A 21,389-nucleotide genomic window follows, 5' to 3' on the forward strand; every position below is an offset into this window, starting at 1 on the left:
CCTAATAGTTTCTCTTTCTTTTTTGTTTAATTTGTCGGTCTAGTTCACCAAATATTTTAATTTCTGTTGGATTACACCAACCATACTTAGTTTATTTCATTGTTAAAAGATACCACCAGCATTACTCTTCAAGTTTTGTAATGTATATTATATTTTTCTCGATTTGAACTTCGTACTTAAAATCTTTCTTTTTAGAATAGAAATCAAACGCTTCTTCACCCTTTTTAATAACTTCTTCAGCATCATCTTCCATATAGGCCCTAATATGATCCAAATAAAATTCTTTATCACTCGTAAAAGATGTATTGTCAGGCAAAGTTAAAGTCACTTGATAAATAACATCACTTCCTGGAAAAACACTAAATAAATCACCAACATCATTTTTATACATGACGCTAGATTCACTTTCATACATTAATTTTAATCCGGCTTTATCTATCACTGATCCAACTGCCATATATTTCAAAGAATGTGTTTTATTAAATAGAAGATCTAATAAAGTAACTGTTATATTTTCAGCAGCAAAAATAACAAATCTTGTTTCAATGGCAGTTATTGATTCGGTTCTAACACTTGACCCATGAGAAACAGATGTTTGATTTCTTAAATTTCCAATTTTATTAACTATTTTTATAAGTTCATCGGAAATATCTTCTATTGAATCTTCTTGTGAAAGCTCTGTATTAAGTGCTCCCAATGATTTTTTTATTAAATTGTTTAAAGAAATATATCCTTCGGTAATTTCTTTGCCCTTTAAAATTTTAAAAACATATTTGCATACTGATTCTATCATGCTACGAGCATAATTTATTGCCTCACCATAATCTTCATCATTGTAACTGTCATTCATCGCTTTATAACGCTCATCAACTGCAACAACTTGGTATGAAGTTATTTCAGGTCTCAATATACGATTAGGATATTTAATTATAGCCACTTTCTTTCTATACCTTTTATTGTTAGTAATATACCATGAAGCGTCCTTAAATTAAAATACCAAACGCAGATGGCAGGATTCGAACCTGCGACTTCTTGATTAACAGTCAGGTGCTCTACCAACTGAGCTACACCTACAGTTTGCCGAAGGATTGGGACAAGTGGACGAATAATTAACCTAAATCAAATTGGAGTATTGTATTAATGGTATTTCCAATCCTTCGACACTATCATTTTAACGCCGTTTTCACTCCAAAAATTCCGATGTTTTTCCGATAAAATTCCGCTCTTTTTCTGATTTTTTCAATTCGATAAGTATTCATGTAGATTCGTTCCACCGAAAATCTGGTATTCATATGAATCTGCAAAAGCGTTGTGTGCATATTTTTTATAGTCATCATATCTTGATGAGGTCATATGGAACCTTCGATAACACCAGTCATTACTGTGCTTTTCAATGATGTTATATATAATAATGTCCTTTGATTTTTCATCCAAAGCTCTGGTTTCATTAACAACTTTTTCGATAAATTCTTTTTTCTTCCGAGCTACTACTAAAGGATGGTGATTTTGGCATCCCACCTATTACAACGGCTCTGATTCCCGCTGGATTGTTGCCTGCCCGTCTACAGATGCCTGGATAATCATATTCAAAAAACTTTTTAACCTTACGTGCTGTTCCCTTACGATCTATTTGTGGTATCAAAACGTCCATCCCCCATAGTCTCCTGTGTGCTATAATTAGATTATTGGTTGGTCTCATAGCATTGGAGCTGTGGGGCTTTTTTGTTGCTAAAAGAAGAATTGGAAGAGGAATATAATCCCTCTTATTACTGAAATCAAGGCTGCCCAGCATAGTAGTATGCCGATTACAAGTTCCGTTAATCCTACTGCCAATTGAAATAGTCCTCTCATAACGCTATCCTTTCTGTTTCAGACTTGCATTCCCAAATCCAAACTAGTCTGGGGCGCTTCCCCAACGATTGTAGCCAGTACTTTATGATATTTTTCGTAAGAGTAAACTTTAATGTCGCTACTATTCATGTTAGACACAATGTAAAACGGGTTTAATAACGGCATCCCATCAACAGCCACTATCTTTTCTACAAACACACGATTATATCCATCGAAATTTTCTAAGATTAAAGTTTGCCCAATCGTTTTACTCATGAATCCTCTTCCATTCTTGCCATTTACGGTAATCCCATCGTTTAACAATCGACAGAATGTCAAATAACAACATCAGGCATATCATTAGTCCTTTTTCTGTCATTGAAACATCCTTCATAAAGATGTCTATTGTCGCGAGGATGGCGAACAAATCAGCCATCAAACTTTCTAAACCGCCATTCCATGCAACTGTCTGCAGTCGTTTATAAAACCTTTTAAAAATCTCCATCGTTCTCATCCTAACTAAGTAAAAATAGTGCCAAGGCGATCGTAATCATCACACCTGCTGGATGTGATATTAATAGTAACAGCACTCCTACCATTGCCAGTCCGATTATCAACTTATCCATGTTCTTCCTCTTGCTCCTTTTCCCGTAGAAATATAATGTCCTTTCTGACGGTCGAAATATCACAGTCTAGTTCTTCAGCAATTTCTTTTCTGGTATAATCGTCCATCAACTGTTTGACTGCCTTCCGCCGATTAACAGTTCGTTTGTTATTAGATCCCCAATTTTTCAGGTCGTTATTGCTGTTTGGAATGCCCATTCGTGCCTCGTGCATTAATTGAGTATATGTATCAACATCCCCCATATTTAGATAATAGGCTGCCTGTTCCCGCAAGCGTTGTCTCTCTTGAAATGTAGTCATTTTTCAACCTCCTAGAACGGTAAATCTTCATCGGTGATATCAATGGATTGCCCTTGCTTTCCGCTAAACGGATCATTTGGGTTCGTGTTATTCGGCGTAGTTGGCCCATTATTTTGACCAAACCCGTTGTCTTGTGGCACATAACTGCCATTGTTTTGATTGCTCTGACTTTTAGATTCCAAAAAGGAAAAGTTATCCGCGACCACTTCAGTGACATAAACACGTTGTCCTTGTTGATTTTCGTATGAACGAGTTTGGATTCGTCCATCAATGCCAACCAACGAACCTTTGTGAGTATAGTCGCAGAAAATTTCTGCCGCTTTCCGCCACATTACGCAATTGATAAAATCTGCTTCACGTTCGCCATCTTGGTTTGTGAATTGGCGATTGACTGCTAGGTTAAAGCTAGCGACCGCTACGCCATTGGTTGTGTACTTTAGTTCTGGGTCCCTTGTTAAGCGCCCGATTAATACCGCTCGGTTAATCATCAATTACAGCCTCCAACATTTCTTTTTCCCAGTCTGCGATCTCGTTGAGCACTTCTAGACGTATATCATCGCTGTCACTAAATTTCTGCTCTTTCATCAATTTCTGAAACAAAGGTTCACTCATAGCACGCAATTTACGCCCTAGTTCTAAGAGCGCCTCTTTTTGGCCATCCTGGTAGCCTGACTTGTAACCATTATTCATTTTTCCAATCCTCTGTATTAGTTTCATTTTTAATCACCGTCCTAACCTTTCATGATCTCGTCAAATGTGTATTTAGCTTCCCTCTTAGTTACAGCTTCCATACCTTCCCGTGTGACAATCAGTTGGTGCCCAAACTTGCGGATTGTGCCCGCCGGGAAACGTTCTGGATACTTATTCCAGATTGTCCGTACATAATCCTGTTGCTTGCCCCACATTAAGCTAGCTTCCTTGCTCCCGAATAAGTCGCTGTTAAATAAATCAATTTTTTTCACGTTAATAACACTCCTTTGTTTTATTTACCGTTAAATTTTTCATTGAGAATTTGACGTAATTCTTCTTTCACTGGTTCTGGAATATTAAGCTCGTCTAATTCATCTGCTGAACTAACTATTACGCTATTTTTTTCTAATAATTCGCCTGTTTTCTGCGTTACCCATTTCTCATAAGTGGTGATGATTTTTAACTTCATTTCAAAATCGTCTGTTCTTTGCAATAATTTGCTTGATAAAGCGAGTAACCCAACTAAAACATCTTCATCATCACCAATCATCAAACCTTTACCCCTTTCGGAGTTGTAACTAATTTGTGTGTAATGCGCTTCTCTCATTTTTTCTATAAATTCCATCGCTTCATCGAACGTAAAGCCCTGTTTAAGCGCCTCTTTAATAATCTTTTTGTCTTGATCATTCATTTTCACCATTTTGTGTTCTCCAATTTCCTAAATTTAAAATTCGGGCGAGTTTGTCATCAATCTTCACGCCCTTGATGTGATACTTTTTCATAAATGTTGAAATTCCAATTGTGTGTTGCTCTTGATGGTGGGTCCTGCATAACGGCATCACATACTTGCCCCGGTGGTCTATCTTGTTCCGGTTAGTTCGGCCAACCGCTGTTATGTGCGCTATATCAGCCGGATTACGACAAATGCAACACTGCCGGTGTACTAAGCCGTAGTAGCATAGCCAATAATCACCATCAATCATGTCCATGGTCCGCATTGACCATGGAATGTCCCATTTTAAGCAAAAATCAATTAGGAACTTGATAAACGAATTTGCTCGCTCCATCGAACAATCGCTTAAACTAAACCAATCTACGGCATTTTCGTAGCAGTACTGTGACTTGCAAATATGCTTAACATAATCCGGGTCGCGGTATTCCTGCCAACGGTCAATATCGCCAAACATGGCGTATATCTTTGCTCGTTGGTCACTCGAAATTTGCCGTGGATCAGTAATCCGTATTTCCATCAAGCCACCTTGGTGTTTAGCCAGGACATGTTTCTCATGGTCCGTAAGTTTAAACTGCGGCTTAAATAGCAAGCCGTCTTTGACTAGGCTTGTAAAATAACCAAACATTTTTAACATAACGTCCTCCCCACCCGATTTGCCACTCACGTTAATTTGGTTAACGGAATGTACACATTGGGTTTCGGTGGCGCGCCGGTAATTGAATTAATATTGTTTTGTTTCGTTTTGTTTTGTTTATTTAATGCTACAGGGTTGCCCACAGTATTGCCTACAGAACTGTCTACAGTACTGTCTACATAGTTGTCTACAAATAATGTAGTCAAATCTTTTAATTGGTATAAAGCGGCTTGGTTCCCTTTACGTGATTTCCACTTGATGTAGCCCTTTTGCTGTAATCCATTTCTCGCATTGTAGAATGTTGATGATTTGCTTGTATCTTTCATTCCAGCGTATTTACACAACGTTGATGAAGCCACCGTAAACGTCGTTGACCATGCTGTTTTATTGTTTATGCGCATCAATGCGTGCCATAAAGCAATTTCAGATGAATTTAACGGGTTTAGTTCGAGCTGATCATAGAATGCGTTAAGCTGTTTGATGTAATTCAAGCCATCACCTCCTAATCCAGTAGCGAGTCGATGTCTACGAACCCAATTAATTGGTTATGAGCTTTGCAATAATCACATCTACCACAGCTAAGGGGTTCCTCTTCGCCATTTAGTAGCCTAATAATGTGTGGCATATCAGCTTCTAATGCGGATAGCGGTTCGTCTAATTCCACCTGCTTAAATTCAATCCCCACTACTTCAGGCACATCTTCTTTTGAAACCCCAAAAATAAATGGTGCAAACGTCATTCCATAGTTTTGTCGGATAATCTCTTGATAAACCGCCATCTGTAAATCATAGTTATAGGCAGTTACAAATGGTTGCCATTCATGTAGATCATTGTTCCAGAACTTAGCATGTAGGTTCTTAGATGTTTTTAAATCGCAAAAGTAAGCTACGTCTGATTCATCTCCGGGGACATGTAAGCAATCAATGCGAACTTTCCAGCTCATACCAAACAATTCGCCAGTTAGGATCACTTCTTTTTTGCCTTGATAGACGCCTTTAAATAACTCCTGTTGATTAAGCGCTTTAATCATCTTGTCCGCTAAAACGTAATTGCTCTTAAGCGATCCTTTACTCTTACCCCGGCTACTAATTAATTCCTTTTGATTTTCTTCAATAAAAGAAGCGTGTGCTTCCCCTGATTCGAAATAAGTATGGAGGTAGTTACCCATTAACAAGGCCGCATTAGTTTCTTCAATCTTAGGTATTTCTCCATTAAGGTAAGCCATGGCTTCGGCTTCACATTTCTTAAACCGTTTGTACAACGAAAATGACATGTAGCTTTCAGTTGCTAAATCATAGTAATTTTCCCTGTTCAACTTCGGCAGTGGCTGTTGGTTCCTCAACGTCATTAACGGGTTCTGTTGTTTCTCCATGGTTGCTTGCATTATTTGATTCCTCCTCATTAGTTTCGATTACACCTTCGGCAGGCTTAATATCTTCCTGCTTAGCAAACTTCTTAGCCAAAGTGTCCGCTACTTCTGTTGCGTTAACTACTGGTTGCTTAGGTTTATCCTCCACCTTATTTTCATGGGGGTTCTTATCATCTTCCGTATATAAGGCTCCTAAGTCTTGTGGGAATGCTTCACGCAAAGCATTAACAATTGCGGTCTTACGAATCATTGTTGCCGGCATGCTTTTCCAAGTTGCTTGAGATTTGCTAAACTCTTCCATCGAAATCTCGATGTGGACAGGCTGGCTTCGGTCTTTGCGATATACTTCTGCCCAAGCACCGAGAATCTTATCTGCCTTTAATATGAATGCCCCGTTGGTATATTTAATATCGCCGTCCCGTTCGACAATACAACCGGCTTTCATACCGTCATAATTCTCATTAGCTTCAGCACGCTTCATAAACGCTTCTTTCGAAGTAATAATTTGAGCAGGGTTGTTACCGAATTTAACTAGGTATGCTTCATTTAGAAACGGGTTTAAGTGTTGGTACCGGCATAGCTGGATAAACATTGTTACCTCTTGATCAGTAACCGCTCCGTTACCACTGGTTAAATAACTCTTAACCATGTTTCCCGATAAATTAACGTCCTCCCCATTAACTGCATAGGTTACCGTCTTATTCATTAGTTCATTACTCATTAGTTCCTACCTCCGTATCGATTCCAAAAATGTAAGCAATTAACTGCGCCGGAATTTTGTTGTCATAAATTAAATCTTCAAACATTTCAGCCATATCGACTGAATCCATTTTTTCTAACTTGGCATAAGCTTTGTCTTGGATCTCTTCATCTGTTAATTCCCTTAACGCAATTCCGTTGTAATAATTATCAACTGTTGTGTTCTGTAACCAATTATCAAACTGCTTAGATGGAAACATTTACGGCACCTTCTTTCGGTGGTAAGATAAAAGCATAGATAATATTTATAGCTCTTGAATCTCGCATGGCCGTGCGGGATTTTTTTATTGCCTTAATTTCTTTTCGTAACATAACGATTCCCTTTCTTTTTTTCTTCGATATATTCAATATCGTCTTTTGGGTCATCCATAAAAATAACTACCCTGTCGACTACTGCGCCGATAAATATAAGTCCCAAATAAGCTAAAAAATTCATATTATTCCTCCATTAACGTCTTCTGATTTTCTTGAATCCATTTATCAACAGCTTTTTCCGAGTACCGAATTCCCTTACCATGCCCAATATGTGGCATAGTGGGATAGTAATCTCTTTTAAAAAGCTCAAAACCGACGTGTAGCTTTTTCATTACCTGTTCTTGTGTAAGTAACTGGTCAGGCTTAGTCGTTTGGCTCAGTCGTTCTTCTATTTTTGGAATGATTAATTCAACTACCCGATCAGCTACTTTTTCGTCAATTCCTTCAAACTGGATTACTGCCAATTAGATCACCTCCAATGCCTCATCTAGCGCAATTGCGAAATCATTTTCCGCCTGTCGCTCTTCAGAGAATTCTTTTCTAAATTTAATCAAGAAGCTTCGTTCCTCGTCGTTCCAATAAGTAACTGGTTTAGCTAAAATCACTTGTACCTGTTCATTAAGTAGTCTCCGTTCTTCCTCCTCTTTATTTACCCTCATAAATTGTGATAATGGATCGGAAGCATATTCGTTTTTAGCAAGCAATCGCGTGTCCAGTACATAATCAGCAACGACAAATTTAAATCTTTCATCCTTTAACAAATCAGCAATGCTAATTAATTTGTCTAGCGGTATCACGTGATTATCACCGGAGAACCAGTTCGATACGGCCTGCTTGGACACGTGTAATGCATTTGCGAATTGAGTTCGGGTTAATCTATTACGGATTAAACATTTGTCTAACTCGTCCATCACGTCCTCTATTACCAACTTGAATCACCTCCTATTTGTGTACATCGTGGGATTTTAATACACGTAATCCCACGGTATTATTAAAAGTGTAAAAAAGATTGATTAGCCAATCATAGCTGTAGGCATTGAGTTAATTTTTTGTTTCACAGCCCATGCTGGAATGACATCCTTGCATATAGCTTGAAATGTTAATTCATGGATGATTTTATTTTTGATTGCAAATAAAATATCTTGTTCATCGAGCCAGTCATTACACAATTCATAGCATTGTTGCATTCCTAGCTGACTGTGTAATTGTTTTGCTTTCGTGATCGTCATGTCTTCACCTCCTACGTTCTTTGAAAACTTGATAGCGTATAATTACCACTGAAAGGTGGTGATTATTAATGAATGAGCAATTCGAGAAAAACTTAGTTAGTGCTTATCACGAAGCACTTAAAAACAATCAGAAATCTTTTCCCGTTAAATTAGTAGTTGAAGATACTCCCTCAGAAGGAGATGTAATTTCATGGTTTGCTGCTAAAGGCATACCTATAAAAATTGATACAAGCTGGGGAAAATACGATATTACGTTATTAAACTGATCTAGTAATGTAATTCAATATTTCATGAAGTTGTTGAGGGCGAAGCGCAAATTCATCCTCAACTTTTTTAAATTCTGAAATAATTTTCACTAACTTATCTTGTGGCACATCAGGAACTTTATTTTTTTCAGAGATGTCCATTAATTTAACTAGTGCCTGTAAATCAGCTTCAATTGCATCCGGCCAACACTTGATTGTCAAAACTGGTTTCTTATTTGCAACCATATCCAACGAAATAGCGTTAATACCTTGTTCGATTTTGTGGCCATTAATTCTAACTTCGTATCCCCAAGATTCTTTAACATCGGCATTCTTTTCGGGACGAGTGATTTTTAATGAGATACCTTTGTTTTTGTCCATTTTTGTTGCCACCTCCATGATTTGATTGATTCTATGGACGTAAGTTGATGTTTAATCTAACTTCATACTTCTGTTGAAGAGTTGCTATTTGCGGTAGCAGCTCTTTAATTTCTTTCAAATCGTCAAAATACGTTTTAATTTCAATTAGTGGCTTGTTTTGTTCAGTCATGCTGTCACCCCCTTAAGTTCCTTATTTATTAACTCATCTTGTAAAAAAATATCTTCTGCAGGTTTGTTAACTTTTTCGGAAATAATAACAGCATTTTTATAACTGAGTTTAGTTTTACCATGTTCGATTTTCCAATACGCAACTTTACTTATTCCTAAAGCATTGCCCATATCGTCCATAGTTAAACCAGCTTGTTCTCGTGCTTTTTTCAAGTTATATAAAATCATTGAATCACCTCCTAAATTAACCTTACGTTAATTATAATAGTTAACCTAAAGTTAAATGTCAAGTGAAAATTCCTAATTTGTTAACTTTTGTTGTTAACTTTAGGTTAACGTATTAAAATTTAAATGAAGTGAGGTGCTTAAAATGCCATTAGGCCAACGAATTAGAGAATTGCGAAAAGAAAAAAAGATGACTCAAGAAGAGTTAGGTAGAATATTAGGCGTATCAAAGGTATCTATATCCGGTTATGAAAATGATACACGCCAACCTGATAACGAAGCTTTGGTAAAACTATCTAAGTATTTTAATGTAACAATAGACTACTTATTGGGTAGAAACAGCACCCCTAAATGGGCAAACGAAAAGGACACTACCGATTTAAAGAGATTTCTTGAAGACAACGATGGGACATTCACTTATGGAGGAGATGATTTAACCGAGGATGAGAAGCAAAAATTAAAAATTGCGATGACTCAGATTTTTTGGGATCGTCACAAACATGACTAGGTGGTTATTTTATGTCTATAGTTAAGGACTTTATACAAAATGTTCAAAAAAGATACAATACTGCCAATCCTTTTAAAATTGCCGAAATACTAAATATAGATGTACGTTATTGCTATTTAGGACGTATGCCTTTGGGTAAAACGAATTATGACGATAAGGGAACAATCATAATATTAAACGACTCTCTACGTGATTCACCGCAAAAGTACTTTACCCTGGCCCATGAGCTCGGCCACTATTTTATGCATGAAGGTCTAGCTGGTTACTACACTGGCGTTCGCTTTGGATATGATGAATTTGAAAATCAAGCTAACGAATTTGCTAGTGGTCTTTTAGCTTTATTTTATGTAGAAGAATACGATCGTTTGCCTAATACTATTCGTGAATTAGAGGCTACTTATGGGTTGCCCACTAATTAGAATTAAAAATTACAATCTTGTCCAAATACTGATGACTATAAAAGCTGAAACTTTTTGGAGGAAGTTCCATGTTACAACTTAGCATTATTTTACAGACGATTTTTGTATTAGCAATTATTGCACTAATTATCGGCTTAATTTGGCTATTTATAAATTGGAAAAAGAAGACATCACGTAAGGCGCCTACTATATTTTCAATTATTTCTGCTATCATTTTAATTATTAGCTTAGTTAGCGGAATAATAGTGTCAAATGCCATTAATGATACTTTATCGAATTTCAACAGTTCTACAAGCGCTAAATCTGCAGGCAATACTTCTGACTCATCGGGTGACAATGATACCTCATCGTCAAATGACAGTAACGTGATTACAATCGGTAGTGATGATATTAATATTAGTGATTCTAAAAAATACTCAACTACTTACTCAGATTCATCGTGGGCAGGAACCACTGTTAAAATCGATAAGGTTACAGTCTACAAAACAGATGGAGAATACTCTGATGGTAACGACGGAAAATTTAATGGTGTAGCAAAAGTACACTTTGACATCAAGGCTGGCAGAGATATTTCAATATATGCTTCGCAAGCTACACTTAACACTGACGATGGACAACAAGTTGATGCCGATGTTTTTGACAGTGATGATTTTGACGGAGACTTAAATTCAGGCGCCGACTCAAAGGGAAATGTTTACTTCTTACTTCCTAAATTAAGCTCGGTTAGTGATTTACACACGCTACGACTTAAATTTGATTCAAACTATGATACAGATGATTATGACGATGATAATTCCAGTCATACATACGATGTAACTGTTAAACTACAATAACCCACTCTGGTGACACGCAACGGTTCGATTCCGCTGGTGGGCATAAAAAATTTGGCTACACACGAAAGGAGATCTTTTATGCAAGTTATTTCCTTACCAAGTAGAATAACACCTTGGCTTGGATGCCTATCTCAGGTCCAAAAATTATTCAATACTGTTGATGAAACGGATTTAAAAGTTGTCATAGATTTTTCTGAACTAACTTGGATAAATGCAGAGTTATGTCCTTTTTTGGGAAATAATATACGTTCCTTACAGAAAAAAACTTTACAGTGCTTTTCCGGAATCAGAGAGGCAACGTTGAACAAATTTTGAATCAAAATAATTTTAATAATTCTTTATTACGAGGCAATCACCATACTGAAGATAAATTCGACACAAGTATTCCATTTATTGAGCTACAAGCTGATTCAATTGAGAATATCAATTTTTACATAGAAAATGAATTATTTAGAAAAATTGATTCTGAGTTTAATCTTTCAAATGATATCCGTCAACAAATCTCGGATGCTATCTTTGAAGTTGCAGATAATACCAAAACTCATTCACAGAGTGATCAATTAATCATGTGTGGACAATTTTATCCAAAAAAGGGGCGACTATCTTTTACAATTTGTGATGACGGGATTGGTATACCGGAAAATGTAAATAATATTGAACAAATCTATTCCAATACCGAAAACAGAGTAGACTCTCGCCTAATAAATTGGGCAATGAAATTGGGAAATTCCACAAAAATTAGTAATATTCCAAGAGGGCTTGGATTAGCTGGTATAATGGATTCAATGAAAAGACTAGGTGAGCTTACTATCATTTCTAATAATGGATTTTGGAAGCTCACCAGTTCAAATAGCATTTTACTAAAAAGTATGGAATACGAGTTTCAAGGCACCCTCATAAAACTAGATTTTTTGTTGAAATCAGATGCTGAAACCATGATCATCACACCGAATATAGATAGTTTCAATTTTTGACTATATTACTTATAAAGGAGAATTATAATATGATCTTGAATATTCATGACTATATTGATTCATCACTAGCCGTCAGTGCCGATCAAGGACAAAAAGTTTTTGAAAAAATAACTGATACCATTAAAAAAGATGAAAAAATAATTATTAAATTTTCAGAACTAAGGATTATAACAACAGCTTTTTTAAATACAGCAATCGGTCAATTATATAACGTTGGTAGTGTTTCTACACTCAACAATTATATTCACATTGATGGAAGTACCCTCTCTCCTTCTCAGCGTGAGAAAGTTAGATTAGTGATGCAAAACGCTAAACAACAACTTACATCTGAAGAAGCTAATGCGGAGATGAACAGAGATGACTAAAAAAGTAAATCCTGAGGTTATTAAATATTGGAATAACGAAAATATTTTAGTAGATACTAATATTTGGCTCTACATTTATGGACCAGAATATGTGGACGCACCAAAAAAATATAGTAATACCTTTTTTAACATGTTAGAAAACGGAGCAAATTTTTATTTGAATTTTTCCATAATTTCAGAATTTATCAATAGGAGTACTCGTCTTTCCTATGCTGCGTATCTAAAGTCAGAAGGACACCTTCGCGAGGAATTTGATTACAAAAGAAACTATCGCCCAACACAGCATTTTAAGGAACACTATGACCAGGCTATTTCGGATATTCAAGAGATTTTAAAAATAGCTACCGTTGTTCAAACTAGTAAAGAGTCCATTGAAAATTCAGTTAACCATCTATCTATGCTAGATTTCAACGATGACATTATTATCAAAGATAGTCTGATTAATAATCTTAACATTTTTACCGCAGATAGAGACTACCTTTCATATCCAGATGAAAATTTAAAAATATACTGTATCTAGTATTTCCCTTCCCACTCTGGTGATTCAATACGGTTCAACTCCGTATGTGGGAATTTAATCAAATTTAAATGGAGGTTTAGCATGAAAAAAGATTATGATTTTAGCAAATGGGATTGGATGGACGATAACGATTTTATGACATATAACGATTTAATTTTAAGATTAAGAAAAGATTTAAATGATCCTGAATTTTTCGCCTACGATTTGTTTGTGCCTCATGACGAAGAAGAGTATCAAGAAGTATTAGAAAGTACGCGCGAAATGATGGAAATTATCCGTAAGAGAAAAGACAAAACAATGACCCTAAAAAAACTTGTCGAAATGGAAAAAAGAACAATGAACCGTGATTAATGCCTAGAGGCTTATTTTTTTGAAGTCTAAACGAACATACGTTTGTATTTTCGCTTAAAAAGTACACAAATTGGAGGAATCTTTATAATGCCAAAATGGGAACCGCTGAAGAAATACCCTAATATTTACCGTTATAAAAACAAAAATGACAAGAAATATAAATATGGAGTGCGACGTACTTACCAATTACCTGGACAAAAACGGTCTGAGTTCACAAAAAGCGGTCTGCATTCCATTTCTGATGCTAAAGCAGTGTTAGACAAATTCAATGCTGATTTATATGCTGATAAAGTAAAACCTAAGGACAAGTCTAGTATGACGCTTGTGGAGTGCTATGAAGAGATGAAAAAACTCAAGCTTAATTCTGGTAAATGGCGCAAAACAACTGCTCACATGTCTGATAAGTACGTTAAAAATTTTGTGAAGAAAGACTTCGCAAACACTAAAATAAGCAAAATAAGTCGAGAAGAATATCAAGATTATATTAATAGCTTGGCCAAACGCGGGTTCTCAAAAGCATATATTGAGGATATTAATGGAATGTTTCAGACAATTTTAAATTATGCTGAATACAACGACTACATTGTTAAAAATAAAATTCAGCGAATTGACATACCCCATGCTAAACAAGCAAAAAGCATGACTATCGAAAAGGAAGATTATGAAAAGTGGTTTAAGCCTGCCAAGGAAATTCTTAACCCCTATTACTATTCTGTTATTCGCCTATTAACTTTAGGCGAACGGCGTGGCGAATTATTAGGTCTTAGATACGAGTCCTTTGAAAAGATAACAAGCCCTGACAATACCAAGCGCTATAAAGTCACCTTTGATCGCGCACGTAATCCCGTTGTTAAGGATGGTGCAAGTCTGAAAACGACCTCTTCGTACCGTTATATTATTGCTAACGAAGATATGAACGATGATATTGAAACAGTATTAAGGTTATCCAAAAAAATCCGGCTTCGCCGCGGTAAAACGATCAAGCCGGATGATTATGTAGTAGTTTCGATAAGAACTGGCCTGCCAATGACGCCAGTATACGTTAACAGACTATTTTTGGACGTTTCTAAAAAATGTAACATAAAAATTCATCCTCATAAGCTACGCCACTATTTTGCTACAGTAGCTTTACAGTCCAATATTAACAATATATCAGTAATGAAATGGCTGGGACATGCTAAGCCTGATATGACTAATCAATATTTTAGAGCCAATGAAAGCTCTATTTTATCAGTATCAGACAAAATATCTGGGAAATTTTAAAATCCCACACCAAATCCCACATCAATTCCCATTTATACTTAATAATATGGAATCTTTTTTAAAAAAATACGAGACAATTCCCGGTGTTATAGGGATTTCATCTCGTATTTTTTTGTATGATTTGTGCTTATACTAAATGCACACCTTTATCCACGTAAATCACGTCACCCGTTACTCCGGTTGCCAGGTCACTTACTAAGAAGGCCGCAACGTTTCCCACTTCATCAGTAGTAACGTTTTCACCATCCACCGTCCGGCTTTGAGATTCTTTTAGCAGATCCCGGTGTTTCTTAATTCCCGTAACTGCTAAGGTTTTAATTGCTCCAGCAGAAATTGCGTTAACCCGAATGTGTTGTTCACCAAGGTCGCTTGCTAAATAACGTACACTAGATTCTAACGCTGCTTTTGCAATTCCCATCATGTTGTAATTAGGGATTGCCCGGGTAGAGCCAAAGTATGTTAGCGTTACAATGCTTCCCGAGTTCTTCATAATTTTTGCGCCGTAGCGAGATACCGCGATCAATGAGTAGGCACTCACGTCCTGTGCTAAATTGTAGCCGTCCTTTTTGGTATTAATTACGCCGCCTTCTAAGGTTTCCTTGTCGGCAAAGGCAATCGCGTGAATAATCCCGTCGACTTCGCCATATTCCGCCTTGATTTTATCAAAAGCAGCTGCAATATTTTCATCTTCGGCCACGTCACATTCCACTAAGGGAACGTCAGGAGCTACAAATTTGCCTAAGCTCTTTTTAATTCGATCGTTTTGATAAGTCAAAATGACCCGGCCGCCTTGGTTAATGATCGCTTGGGTACATCCCCAAGCGATACTATTTTTATTGGCCACGCCCATTACAATAATTGTTTTTCCACTAAGTATTCCTTCCAAATCGGTAACCCCTTTTCTAAAATTTACTAAACCGTTCGTGGCGCTGTTCAACAAGTTCGTCAGCCGAAAATTGTCGTAAACTTTCCACTTCGGAAACTAACATATTTTTTAAAACTTTCGTGCTTTCTTGGTCGACAACTTCCGGAATGATTTTATCAATGATTCCTTCGGTCAGCAGAATCTCTGGTGTTAGCTTTAATTCTTCCGCCGCGTCCGCCACTCGTTTAGCATCTTTCCAAACGATTGAGGCGTAGCCTTCTGGCGATAGCACCGAATAGATGCTGTTTTCAAACATCCAGACCCGGTCCGCAGTTGCCAAGGCTAATGCGCCACCACTGCCACCTTCACCAACAATTACGCTGATGTATGGTACCCGCAGCTCCATACCCACCATTAAGCATTGGGCAATTGCCGATCCCTGGCCGTGATATTCAGCATCCATTCCTGGGTAAGCACCCGGCGTGTTAACAAAGGTAATTACTGGGCGTTTAAATTTTTCAGCCTGCTTCATTAAACGAATTGCCTTACGATAGCCCTCCGGTTCAACCGTCCCGAAATGGCGTTCAATATTTTCGGCGGTATTTTTTCCCTTTTGGGTTCCGATGACGGTCACTGGTAAACCGTTTAGACGGGCAATTCCACCAATGATTGCCGGATCATCGCTTAATTGCCGATCACCATGAAATTCAGTAAAGTCGGTAAAAATATTATTAATCAAATCTTCGGTGGCAACCTTTTCTTTTGCCCGAGCTGCCATAACCGTTTCATATGCTGTTTTTGTCATTTTCATCCCTACTTATTCATTCCGCATGGAGGCTTAACAAGTTATTTAAGTAGCTTTTTAAGTCCTTGCGTTCGACAATTGCATCCAAAAATCCATTTTTAAGTAACGTTTCTGCCTTTTGAAAATCCTTAGGCGGTTTTTGGTTAATGGTTTGTTCAATTACCCGCCGGCCCGCAAAACCAATTAAGGTTTTCGGTTCCGCCAAAATAATGTCAGCTTGCATTGCGTAACTGGCAGTCACCCCGCCGGTAGTTGGATCCGTCAAAACCGCGACGTATAACAAGCCTTCCGCGCTATGCCGAGCCACTTCGTCAGACACCTTCGCCATTTGCATAAGGGAATGGATTCCGTCTTGCATTCGCGCTCCGCCAGAAGCCGTAAAGATGATTACGGGTAACCGTTCTTGAGTGGCTTTTTGGAAAAGATGAGCAATTTTTTGTCCGGTAACCTGGCCTAAACTTCCCATGATAAACCGGGAGTCCATCACCGCAATGGCTACCGCAAAATTACCAATTTTGCCCTTTCCAGTTAGGACACTCTCGTTGACTCGAGTCTGCTTAATCCCATTTGCTAACTTCTGGCGATACTTTGGGTCAGCGTTCTGAGGGTCGGTAGTAAGGGCTTTATCCCACTCTTCAAACTCGTCACAGACCATCTTGATTCGTTTGCGCGCACCAATTCGCATTCCGTACCCACACTTGGGACAAACTTCTAAGCTACCCGCGTGACGATAGTAATACTTCTCATGACACTCGGGGCATTCACGCCACAAGCCTTCTGGAATTTTCTTCAGGCGTTTAACAATTTCTTCTTGGGTTGGCAAGGAAAACTTACTTTTCATTATTCAACCACTCTTTCAAAAAGTTATTTTCAATATATTTAGTTGAAAATTGTGCCTTTTCAAACCCTTTATCAACTAACAACGCTTCTAAGAACGTCTTGTTACATTTAACCCCAGCAATTTCAAATTCCTTTAGAACCCGCCGCATTTTAATAATTGCTTCTTGACGAGTCGGCATCTTCACAATCATTTTAGCGATCATCGAGTCGTAGAACGGTGGAATTAAACTTCCTTGGGTAATTCCCGAGTCAATTCGCACTCCCATGGTCCCCACCGGTAAAAAGAGATGATCAATCTTACCAGCTGATGGCATAAAGTTGTTACTAGGGTCCTCAGCATTAATCCGACATTCAATTGCGTGACCTAAAATGTTTACGTCAAGTTGACTAAAACTCAATTTTTGGCCTTCCGCAATCTTAATTTGTTCCTTAATTAATTCAATTCCAGTAACTTCTTCGGTAACGGTATGCTCCACTTGTAGGCGGGTGTTCATTTCCATGAAGTAAAAATGGTGATCTTGATCCATAAGGAATTCGATGGTGCCGGTGTTATAGTACTTAATTGCCTTAGCCGCCCGAACCACGATTTCACCTAAAGTTTCCCGTTCCGTGTGAGAGATTACTGCACAAGGCGTTTCTTCAATCACCTTTTGATTGGTCCGCTGAAGTGAACAATCTCGCTCCGGTAAGAAAACGTAGTGTCCATACTGGTCGGCAATCACTTGCATTTCAATATGCTTGGCGTTTTCAATAATTTTTTCTAGGTATAAATCCGCGTTACCAAAAGAAGTTTGTGCTTCACGTTGCGCCGCTTGGTAAGCTTTTTTTAGTTCGTCTGGTGAATTAATTCGCCGGATTCCCTTTCCGCCACCACCGTCGGCCGCCTTTAGCATTACGGGATAACCGATCTGCTCCGCAACCACCATGGCGTTTTCTAAATCCCGCACCATCCCGTTACTACCTGGAATAACCGGTACGTTCGCACTAATCATGGTTTCACGGGCTCGCGATTTATTACCCATCAACTCGATTGTCTGGTAACTTGGTCCGATAAATTTTAAATTGCTTTCTTCACACAACCGCGCAAATTCAGCATTTTCTGATAAAAAGCCATAGCCCGGATGAATTGCGTCACAGCCGGTTAAAATGGCTGCGTTAACAATATTAAAAGTATTTAGGTACGATTCCGCTGGTTGGGGACCGCCAATACAGACTGCTTCATCCGCGAGGCGTACAAAGAGACTATTTTCATCTGCGGTAGAATAGACTGCCACTGCCTGAATATCTAGCTCGTGTAACGAACGAATAATCTGTACCGCAATTTCACCCCGGTTGGCTACTAAAACTTTTTGAAACATCAATACTCTCCTCTTTCTAGCCCACGATGAAAGTTAAATCAGCTTCACAAACCACTTCGTGTCGCTCATTTTCAATCACCCCGTGGCCCGTCCCAATTTGACGCTTCAGTTTGGTTAATTCCACGGTTAGGGTTAACTCGTTTCCAGGAACCACCCGCTGGTTAAAGATTGCCGCCTTAATCCCGCCAAAAAAGGCGTTTTTGCCAGCAAATTCGGGTGCTGATAGTAGTGCACAGGCCCCCGTTTGCGCAAGTGCCTCAATTAATAATGGTTCCGGCATAAATAGTTCGCTTTGATGGCCAAAAAACCATTCGTTGATGGTAACTTGCTTTTGGGCAACCGCCTTTTTGCCATCTTCTAAATTAATCAACTGGTCAATTAATTGAAATGGTGGCCGTTGGGGAATGATGTCTTGTACATTTACCATTTCCACGTCCCCCTATTTTTCGCGAATCCGAGCGATTGGCTGGTCATATTCCACCATCGAACCATTATCAACCAGGATTTCGACAACTTCGCCTTCAGTTGGTGAATGAACTTCGTTAAACATCTTCATTGCTTCAATCAAGGCCACGGTGTCACCTTTTTTAACCGTACTACCTTCTTGAATATACGGATCTTCACCTTCTGCCGGAGCAAAATAAACCACTCCCACAAACGGTGCCTTAATTTCAGCTAACGGTTCGCTTTCAGGCACGGAAGGAGCCGCTTCCGCTACCGGTAGATTATTTTGCATTACGGGTTGGCTCGCTACTGCTTCTTTTTTAACCTTTAAATTAAAGTCGCCGTCGTGCATTTCAAATGACGTAAACGACGATTGATCCAATTTAGTTAATAATTTATCTAAATCAATCTCTTCCATTTTCTCACCTCTTAAATGCTAATACCGCATTATGACCGCCAAAACCAAAGGAATTACTAATTGCTGCATGAACCTTTGTTCGCCGGCTGGCTTCCGTTACCAACGGAATGTTGACTTCCGGATCCTTAACTTGAAGCCCGACGTTTACTGGCATCACGTCATTTTGTAATGCCGCAATGGTTGCTACGGCTTCAATGGCACCTGCCGCCCCTAATAAATGTCCGGTCATCGACTTAGTACTACTTACTTGGTAATGATTGTTGTCAGCAAAAACCTTCGCAATTGCTTTAGATTCCGCACTATCATTAGCGTGGGTACTGGTCCCGTGGGCGTTAATGTAATCCACGTCCGCAGGAGTTAAACCTCCTTCTTGTAAGGCCATTTCCATCGCCCGGATAGCTCCGCGACCGTCAGGATCTGGCTGGGTCATGTGGAAAGCGTCACTAGTCATTCCGTAGCCGACAATTTCTGCTAAAATTTTTGCACCACGGGCCTTCGCGTGTTCGTACTCTTCTAAAACTAAGGTAGCGGCTCCTTCACCCATGACAAAGCCATTTCTTTCCTTATCAAACGGAATCGAAGCGCGCAAACGATCCGTCGCGGTTGATAACGCTGTTAAAGCCGCAAAACCGGCAATTCCGATTTCATTAATTGATGATTCGGCACCACCAGTAATCATCACGTCCGCATACCCATTTTTAATATGGTGGAACGCATTACCAATGGCATTATTAGCGCTAGCACAAGCCGTAACGATTGCTTGACTAGTATTTTTGGCATTAAAGTACATCGAAATATTACCCGCCGCCATGTTCGTGATTGAATTAGTAACGAACAACGGAGAAACTCGTTTAGGTCCCTTGGTGTTCATTTTGATTACTTGTTCTTGAATTGTGGTTAACCCGCCAATTCCAGAGCCGTAGATAACCCCCATCTGTTCGGGATCCACTTCGCCATCCTTAAAATCAGCTTGTTCCATGGCTTCTACCGCCGTGTACAAAGCATATTGGGAAAACGGATCCATCCGCTTAGCAATTTTTCTTTCTAAACGTTCGGTAGCGTTAAAATCTTTAACTTCTCCAGCAACCGTAATTCCAGTAGGTTCAGCATCAAAATGAGTAATTTGGTCGATTCCTACTTTAGATTCATTTAACCCTTCAATAAAGGCGTCCCGACTATTACCAAGTGGGGTTAGTGCCCCCATTCCCGTTACAACAACTCTTCTAGTCATATTTTCCTCCTTGATTTAAAGGGTCAATCCGCCATCCACGGTCAGAACTTGCCCAGTAATGTAATCATTTTTCAGTAAAAAGCTTACCGCCATGGCAATTTCTTCCGGTTGCCCAAAACGGTGCATTGGAATCATTTCTTCAGTCTTAGCGCGAACCTTGTCGCTTAGTTTTCCCGTCATTGCTGTTTCGATCATCCCGGGAGCAATCGCGTTGCACCGAATATTTCTTAACAAACCTTCGCGAGCGGTTGTTTTGGTCAAACCTACAATTCCCGCCTTGCTAGCAGAATAATTAGCTTGGCCCACGTTTCCGTGAGTTCCTGAAATACTAGAAATGTTGACGATGTTTCCCGAACGTTGTTTTTGCATGATTTTCATTGCGTATTTAGTAACTGAAAAAGTTCCTACCAGATTAGTTGCGATAACTTCTTCAAAATCTTCTACCGACATCCGACTCAATAACTTATCGCGGGTGATGCCAGCGTTATTAATGACAATGTCCACGTGGCCTTGTTCTTCGTTAAGTTCGTTAAGCAACGTCCCCACTTCTCCGTCAGCGCGAATATCCAAGTTCTTGAAGGTAATTCCTAAATCATTGAGTTCGTTTTGTAACACTTCGTCTTCAACTGCCCGGCGTGCAGTGATAAAAACCTTCGCACCTTGTTGCGCTAAATCTTTGGCGATTGCAAGCCCGATTCCTTTCGTTCCGCCAGTAACTACCGCAACTTTATCTTTAATATCCAATTATTATGG

General features: G+C 38.7%; 37 protein-coding genes and 1 tRNA gene. 9 read left to right on the forward strand and 29 right to left on the reverse strand.

The annotated features are described in order from the left end of the window. Positions 1-121: 121 nt before the first annotated feature. The 18 genes from I6H64_RS04125 to I6H64_RS04210 all read right to left on the reverse strand — a co-directional run bounded on the left by I6H64_RS04125 (position 122) and on the right by I6H64_RS04210 (position 8,423). The gene (locus I6H64_RS04125; RefSeq protein WP_232623516.1) at positions 122-907 is read right to left on the reverse strand and encodes an abortive infection family protein; all 786 of its coding nucleotides are present in this window, start codon (positions 905-907) and stop codon (positions 122-124) included. A gap of 94 nt (positions 908-1,001) precedes the next feature. Then, positions 1,002-1,074 (reverse strand) — tRNA-Asn (locus I6H64_RS04130). Positions 1,075-1,869: 795 nt separating this feature from the next. After that, a complete protein-coding gene (locus I6H64_RS04135; RefSeq protein WP_008840869.1) occupies positions 1,870-2,106 on the reverse strand; it encodes a hypothetical protein in 237 nt (78 codons plus the stop codon). Then, a complete protein-coding gene (locus tag I6H64_RS04140; RefSeq protein WP_036685021.1) occupies positions 2,099-2,335 on the reverse strand; it encodes a hypothetical protein in 237 nt (78 codons plus the stop codon). Before I6H64_RS04140 ends, I6H64_RS04135 begins: the two co-directional genes overlap by 8 nt. Before the next feature lie 113 nt (positions 2,336-2,448). After that, the gene (locus I6H64_RS04145) at positions 2,449-2,754 is read right to left on the reverse strand and encodes a helix-turn-helix domain-containing protein (protein WP_036685019.1); all 306 of its coding nucleotides are present in this window, start codon (positions 2,752-2,754) and stop codon (positions 2,449-2,451) included. An 11-nt stretch (positions 2,755-2,765) separates the two neighbouring features. Beyond that, on the reverse strand, positions 2,766-3,242 hold the full coding sequence (ssb, locus tag I6H64_RS04150; protein ID WP_008840867.1) for a single-stranded DNA-binding protein: 477 nt from the start codon (positions 3,240-3,242) through the stop codon (positions 2,766-2,768). Further along, a complete protein-coding gene (locus I6H64_RS04155; RefSeq protein ID WP_008840866.1) occupies positions 3,235-3,444 on the reverse strand; it encodes a hypothetical protein in 210 nt (69 codons plus the stop codon). The genes ssb and I6H64_RS04155 overlap by 8 nt, the downstream gene beginning before the upstream one ends. Positions 3,445-3,485: 41 nt before the next feature. Then, positions 3,486-3,659, reverse strand: a complete 174-nt coding sequence (locus tag I6H64_RS04160) for a helix-turn-helix domain-containing protein (protein WP_219938577.1) — start codon at positions 3,657-3,659, stop codon at positions 3,486-3,488. Between the two features lie 77 nt (positions 3,660-3,736). Further along, a complete protein-coding gene (locus I6H64_RS04165) occupies positions 3,737-4,144 on the reverse strand; it encodes a hypothetical protein (protein WP_036685016.1) in 408 nt (135 codons plus the stop codon). Next, the gene (locus I6H64_RS04170; protein ID WP_008840863.1) at positions 4,128-4,811 is read right to left on the reverse strand and encodes a putative HNHc nuclease; all 684 of its coding nucleotides are present in this window, start codon (positions 4,809-4,811) and stop codon (positions 4,128-4,130) included. The genes I6H64_RS04165 and I6H64_RS04170 overlap by 17 nt, the downstream gene beginning before the upstream one ends. A 26-nt stretch (positions 4,812-4,837) precedes the next feature. Then, positions 4,838-5,302, reverse strand: coding sequence for a hypothetical protein (locus tag I6H64_RS04175; protein WP_008840862.1), 465 nt, complete (start codon positions 5,300-5,302; stop codon positions 4,838-4,840). A gap of 11 nt (positions 5,303-5,313) precedes the next feature. Beyond that, positions 5,314-6,195 carry a PD-(D/E)XK nuclease-like domain-containing protein gene (locus I6H64_RS04180; RefSeq protein WP_052017552.1) on the reverse strand — a complete coding sequence of 294 codons (882 nt, stop codon included), beginning with the start codon at positions 6,193-6,195 and terminating at the stop codon, positions 5,314-5,316. After that, positions 6,104-6,901: a phage recombination protein Bet gene (gene bet, locus I6H64_RS04185; RefSeq protein ID WP_008840860.1), complete on the reverse strand. Its 798-nt coding sequence runs from the start codon at positions 6,899-6,901 to the stop codon at positions 6,104-6,106. The genes I6H64_RS04180 and bet overlap by 92 nt, the downstream gene beginning before the upstream one ends. Then, the gene (locus I6H64_RS04190; RefSeq protein WP_008840859.1) at positions 6,894-7,139 is read right to left on the reverse strand and encodes a hypothetical protein; all 246 of its coding nucleotides are present in this window, start codon (positions 7,137-7,139) and stop codon (positions 6,894-6,896) included. The genes bet and I6H64_RS04190 overlap by 8 nt, the downstream gene beginning before the upstream one ends. Before the next feature lie 92 nt (positions 7,140-7,231). Further along, a complete protein-coding gene (locus tag I6H64_RS04195) occupies positions 7,232-7,375 on the reverse strand; it encodes a hypothetical protein (protein WP_158002712.1) in 144 nt (47 codons plus the stop codon). Between the two features lies 1 nt (position 7,376). Continuing rightward, positions 7,377-7,658 carry a hypothetical protein gene (locus I6H64_RS04200; protein WP_008840858.1) on the reverse strand — a complete coding sequence of 94 codons (282 nt, stop codon included), beginning with the start codon at positions 7,656-7,658 and terminating at the stop codon, positions 7,377-7,379. Beyond that, the gene (locus tag I6H64_RS04205) at positions 7,659-8,123 is read right to left on the reverse strand and encodes a helix-turn-helix domain-containing protein (RefSeq protein WP_232623517.1); all 465 of its coding nucleotides are present in this window, start codon (positions 8,121-8,123) and stop codon (positions 7,659-7,661) included. It lies immediately after the preceding gene. Positions 8,124-8,207: 84 nt separating this feature from the next. Next, positions 8,208-8,423 (reverse strand): hypothetical protein, encoded by a 216-nt coding sequence (locus tag I6H64_RS04210; RefSeq protein ID WP_036685013.1) that lies wholly within the window; start codon positions 8,421-8,423, stop codon positions 8,208-8,210. Between the two features lie 68 nt (positions 8,424-8,491). On the opposite strand from I6H64_RS04210, the gene I6H64_RS04215 reads away from it, so the two are divergent. Next, positions 8,492-8,689: a hypothetical protein gene (locus tag I6H64_RS04215; protein WP_036685010.1), complete on the forward strand. Its 198-nt coding sequence runs from the start codon at positions 8,492-8,494 to the stop codon at positions 8,687-8,689. Here the strand turns inward: I6H64_RS04215 and I6H64_RS04220 are convergent. Genes I6H64_RS04220 through I6H64_RS04230 form a run of 3 tightly spaced genes read right to left on the reverse strand, consistent with a single transcriptional unit; the run spans position 8,681 to position 9,445 of the window. Beyond that, positions 8,681-9,049: a hypothetical protein gene (locus tag I6H64_RS04220; protein WP_036685008.1), complete on the reverse strand. Its 369-nt coding sequence runs from the start codon at positions 9,047-9,049 to the stop codon at positions 8,681-8,683. The genes I6H64_RS04215 and I6H64_RS04220 overlap by 9 nt on opposite strands. A gap of 31 nt (positions 9,050-9,080) precedes the next feature. Then, positions 9,081-9,218: a hypothetical protein gene (locus tag I6H64_RS04225; protein WP_008840855.1), complete on the reverse strand. Its 138-nt coding sequence runs from the start codon at positions 9,216-9,218 to the stop codon at positions 9,081-9,083. Then, the gene (locus I6H64_RS04230; RefSeq protein ID WP_008840854.1) at positions 9,215-9,445 is read right to left on the reverse strand and encodes a helix-turn-helix transcriptional regulator; all 231 of its coding nucleotides are present in this window, start codon (positions 9,443-9,445) and stop codon (positions 9,215-9,217) included. The genes I6H64_RS04225 and I6H64_RS04230 overlap by 4 nt, the downstream gene beginning before the upstream one ends. 142 nt (positions 9,446-9,587) lie before the next feature. On the opposite strand from I6H64_RS04230, the gene I6H64_RS04235 reads away from it, so the two are divergent. The 8 genes from I6H64_RS04235 to I6H64_RS04270 all read left to right on the forward strand — a co-directional run bounded on the left by I6H64_RS04235 (position 9,588) and on the right by I6H64_RS04270 (position 14,675). Next, complete coding sequence (locus I6H64_RS04235) at positions 9,588-9,950, forward strand: helix-turn-helix domain-containing protein (RefSeq protein WP_008840853.1); 363 nt, start codon at positions 9,588-9,590, stop codon at positions 9,948-9,950. Between the two features lie 11 nt (positions 9,951-9,961). After that, entirely contained in the window at positions 9,962-10,369 is a 408-nt protein-coding gene (locus I6H64_RS04240) for an ImmA/IrrE family metallo-endopeptidase (RefSeq protein ID WP_036685006.1), read from the forward strand. 68 nt (positions 10,370-10,437) lie between these two features. Next, positions 10,438-11,202 carry a DUF4352 domain-containing protein gene (locus tag I6H64_RS04245; RefSeq protein ID WP_008840851.1) on the forward strand — a complete coding sequence of 255 codons (765 nt, stop codon included), beginning with the start codon at positions 10,438-10,440 and terminating at the stop codon, positions 11,200-11,202. Between the two features lie 311 nt (positions 11,203-11,513). Further along, positions 11,514-12,176 carry an ATP-binding protein gene (locus I6H64_RS04250; RefSeq protein WP_056984994.1) on the forward strand — a complete coding sequence of 221 codons (663 nt, stop codon included), beginning with the start codon at positions 11,514-11,516 and terminating at the stop codon, positions 12,174-12,176. 29 nt (positions 12,177-12,205) lie between these two features. Then, positions 12,206-12,541 (forward strand): STAS-like domain-containing protein, encoded by a 336-nt coding sequence (locus I6H64_RS04255; RefSeq protein ID WP_008842112.1) that lies wholly within the window; start codon positions 12,206-12,208, stop codon positions 12,539-12,541. Then, the gene (locus tag I6H64_RS04260) at positions 12,534-13,061 is read left to right on the forward strand and encodes a PIN domain-containing protein (protein ID WP_008842113.1); all 528 of its coding nucleotides are present in this window, start codon (positions 12,534-12,536) and stop codon (positions 13,059-13,061) included. Before I6H64_RS04255 ends, I6H64_RS04260 begins: the two co-directional genes overlap by 8 nt. Before the next feature lie 81 nt (positions 13,062-13,142). Next, positions 13,143-13,412 carry a hypothetical protein gene (locus I6H64_RS04265; protein WP_008842114.1) on the forward strand — a complete coding sequence of 90 codons (270 nt, stop codon included), beginning with the start codon at positions 13,143-13,145 and terminating at the stop codon, positions 13,410-13,412. An 87-nt stretch (positions 13,413-13,499) separates the two neighbouring features. Then, on the forward strand, positions 13,500-14,675 hold the full coding sequence (locus I6H64_RS04270; protein WP_008842115.1) for a tyrosine-type recombinase/integrase: 1,176 nt from the start codon (positions 13,500-13,502) through the stop codon (positions 14,673-14,675). A gap of 127 nt (positions 14,676-14,802) precedes the next feature. Here the strand turns inward: I6H64_RS04270 and fabI are convergent, their stop codons facing one another. The 8 genes from fabI to fabG are packed head-to-tail and all read right to left on the reverse strand — an operon-like array spanning position 14,803 to position 21,380. Further along, complete coding sequence (gene fabI / locus I6H64_RS04275; protein ID WP_008842116.1) at positions 14,803-15,561, reverse strand: enoyl-ACP reductase FabI; 759 nt, start codon at positions 15,559-15,561, stop codon at positions 14,803-14,805. A 16-nt stretch (positions 15,562-15,577) separates the two neighbouring features. After that, a complete protein-coding gene (gene accA / locus I6H64_RS04280; protein ID WP_002831518.1) occupies positions 15,578-16,345 on the reverse strand; it encodes a carboxyltransferase subunit alpha in 768 nt (255 codons plus the stop codon). A 16-nt stretch (positions 16,346-16,361) separates the two neighbouring features. Further along, positions 16,362-17,186 carry an acetyl-CoA carboxylase carboxyltransferase subunit beta gene (locus tag I6H64_RS04285; protein ID WP_008842117.1) on the reverse strand — a complete coding sequence of 275 codons (825 nt, stop codon included), beginning with the start codon at positions 17,184-17,186 and terminating at the stop codon, positions 16,362-16,364. Continuing rightward, positions 17,176-18,543: an acetyl-CoA carboxylase biotin carboxylase subunit gene (accC, locus tag I6H64_RS04290; protein ID WP_008842118.1), complete on the reverse strand. Its 1,368-nt coding sequence runs from the start codon at positions 18,541-18,543 to the stop codon at positions 17,176-17,178. The genes I6H64_RS04285 and accC overlap by 11 nt, the downstream gene beginning before the upstream one ends. A 16-nt stretch (positions 18,544-18,559) precedes the next feature. Next, positions 18,560-18,970, reverse strand: a complete 411-nt coding sequence (locus I6H64_RS04295; protein ID WP_036685722.1) for a 3-hydroxyacyl-ACP dehydratase FabZ family protein — start codon at positions 18,968-18,970, stop codon at positions 18,560-18,562. A gap of 12 nt (positions 18,971-18,982) precedes the next feature. After that, positions 18,983-19,405: an acetyl-CoA carboxylase biotin carboxyl carrier protein gene (locus I6H64_RS04300; RefSeq protein ID WP_008842120.1), complete on the reverse strand. Its 423-nt coding sequence runs from the start codon at positions 19,403-19,405 to the stop codon at positions 18,983-18,985. Positions 19,406-19,409: 4 nt separating this feature from the next. Beyond that, the gene (gene fabF, locus I6H64_RS04305) at positions 19,410-20,636 is read right to left on the reverse strand and encodes a beta-ketoacyl-ACP synthase II (RefSeq protein ID WP_036685725.1); all 1,227 of its coding nucleotides are present in this window, start codon (positions 20,634-20,636) and stop codon (positions 19,410-19,412) included. 15 nt (positions 20,637-20,651) lie between these two features. Next, positions 20,652-21,380: a 3-oxoacyl-ACP reductase FabG gene (gene fabG, locus I6H64_RS04310; protein ID WP_008842122.1), complete on the reverse strand. Its 729-nt coding sequence runs from the start codon at positions 21,378-21,380 to the stop codon at positions 20,652-20,654. Positions 21,381-21,389 lie beyond the last annotated feature (9 nt).

It is taken from the genome of Pediococcus acidilactici (assembly GCF_016127815.1).
GTDB lineage: Bacteria > Bacillota > Bacilli > Lactobacillales > Lactobacillaceae > Pediococcus > Pediococcus acidilactici.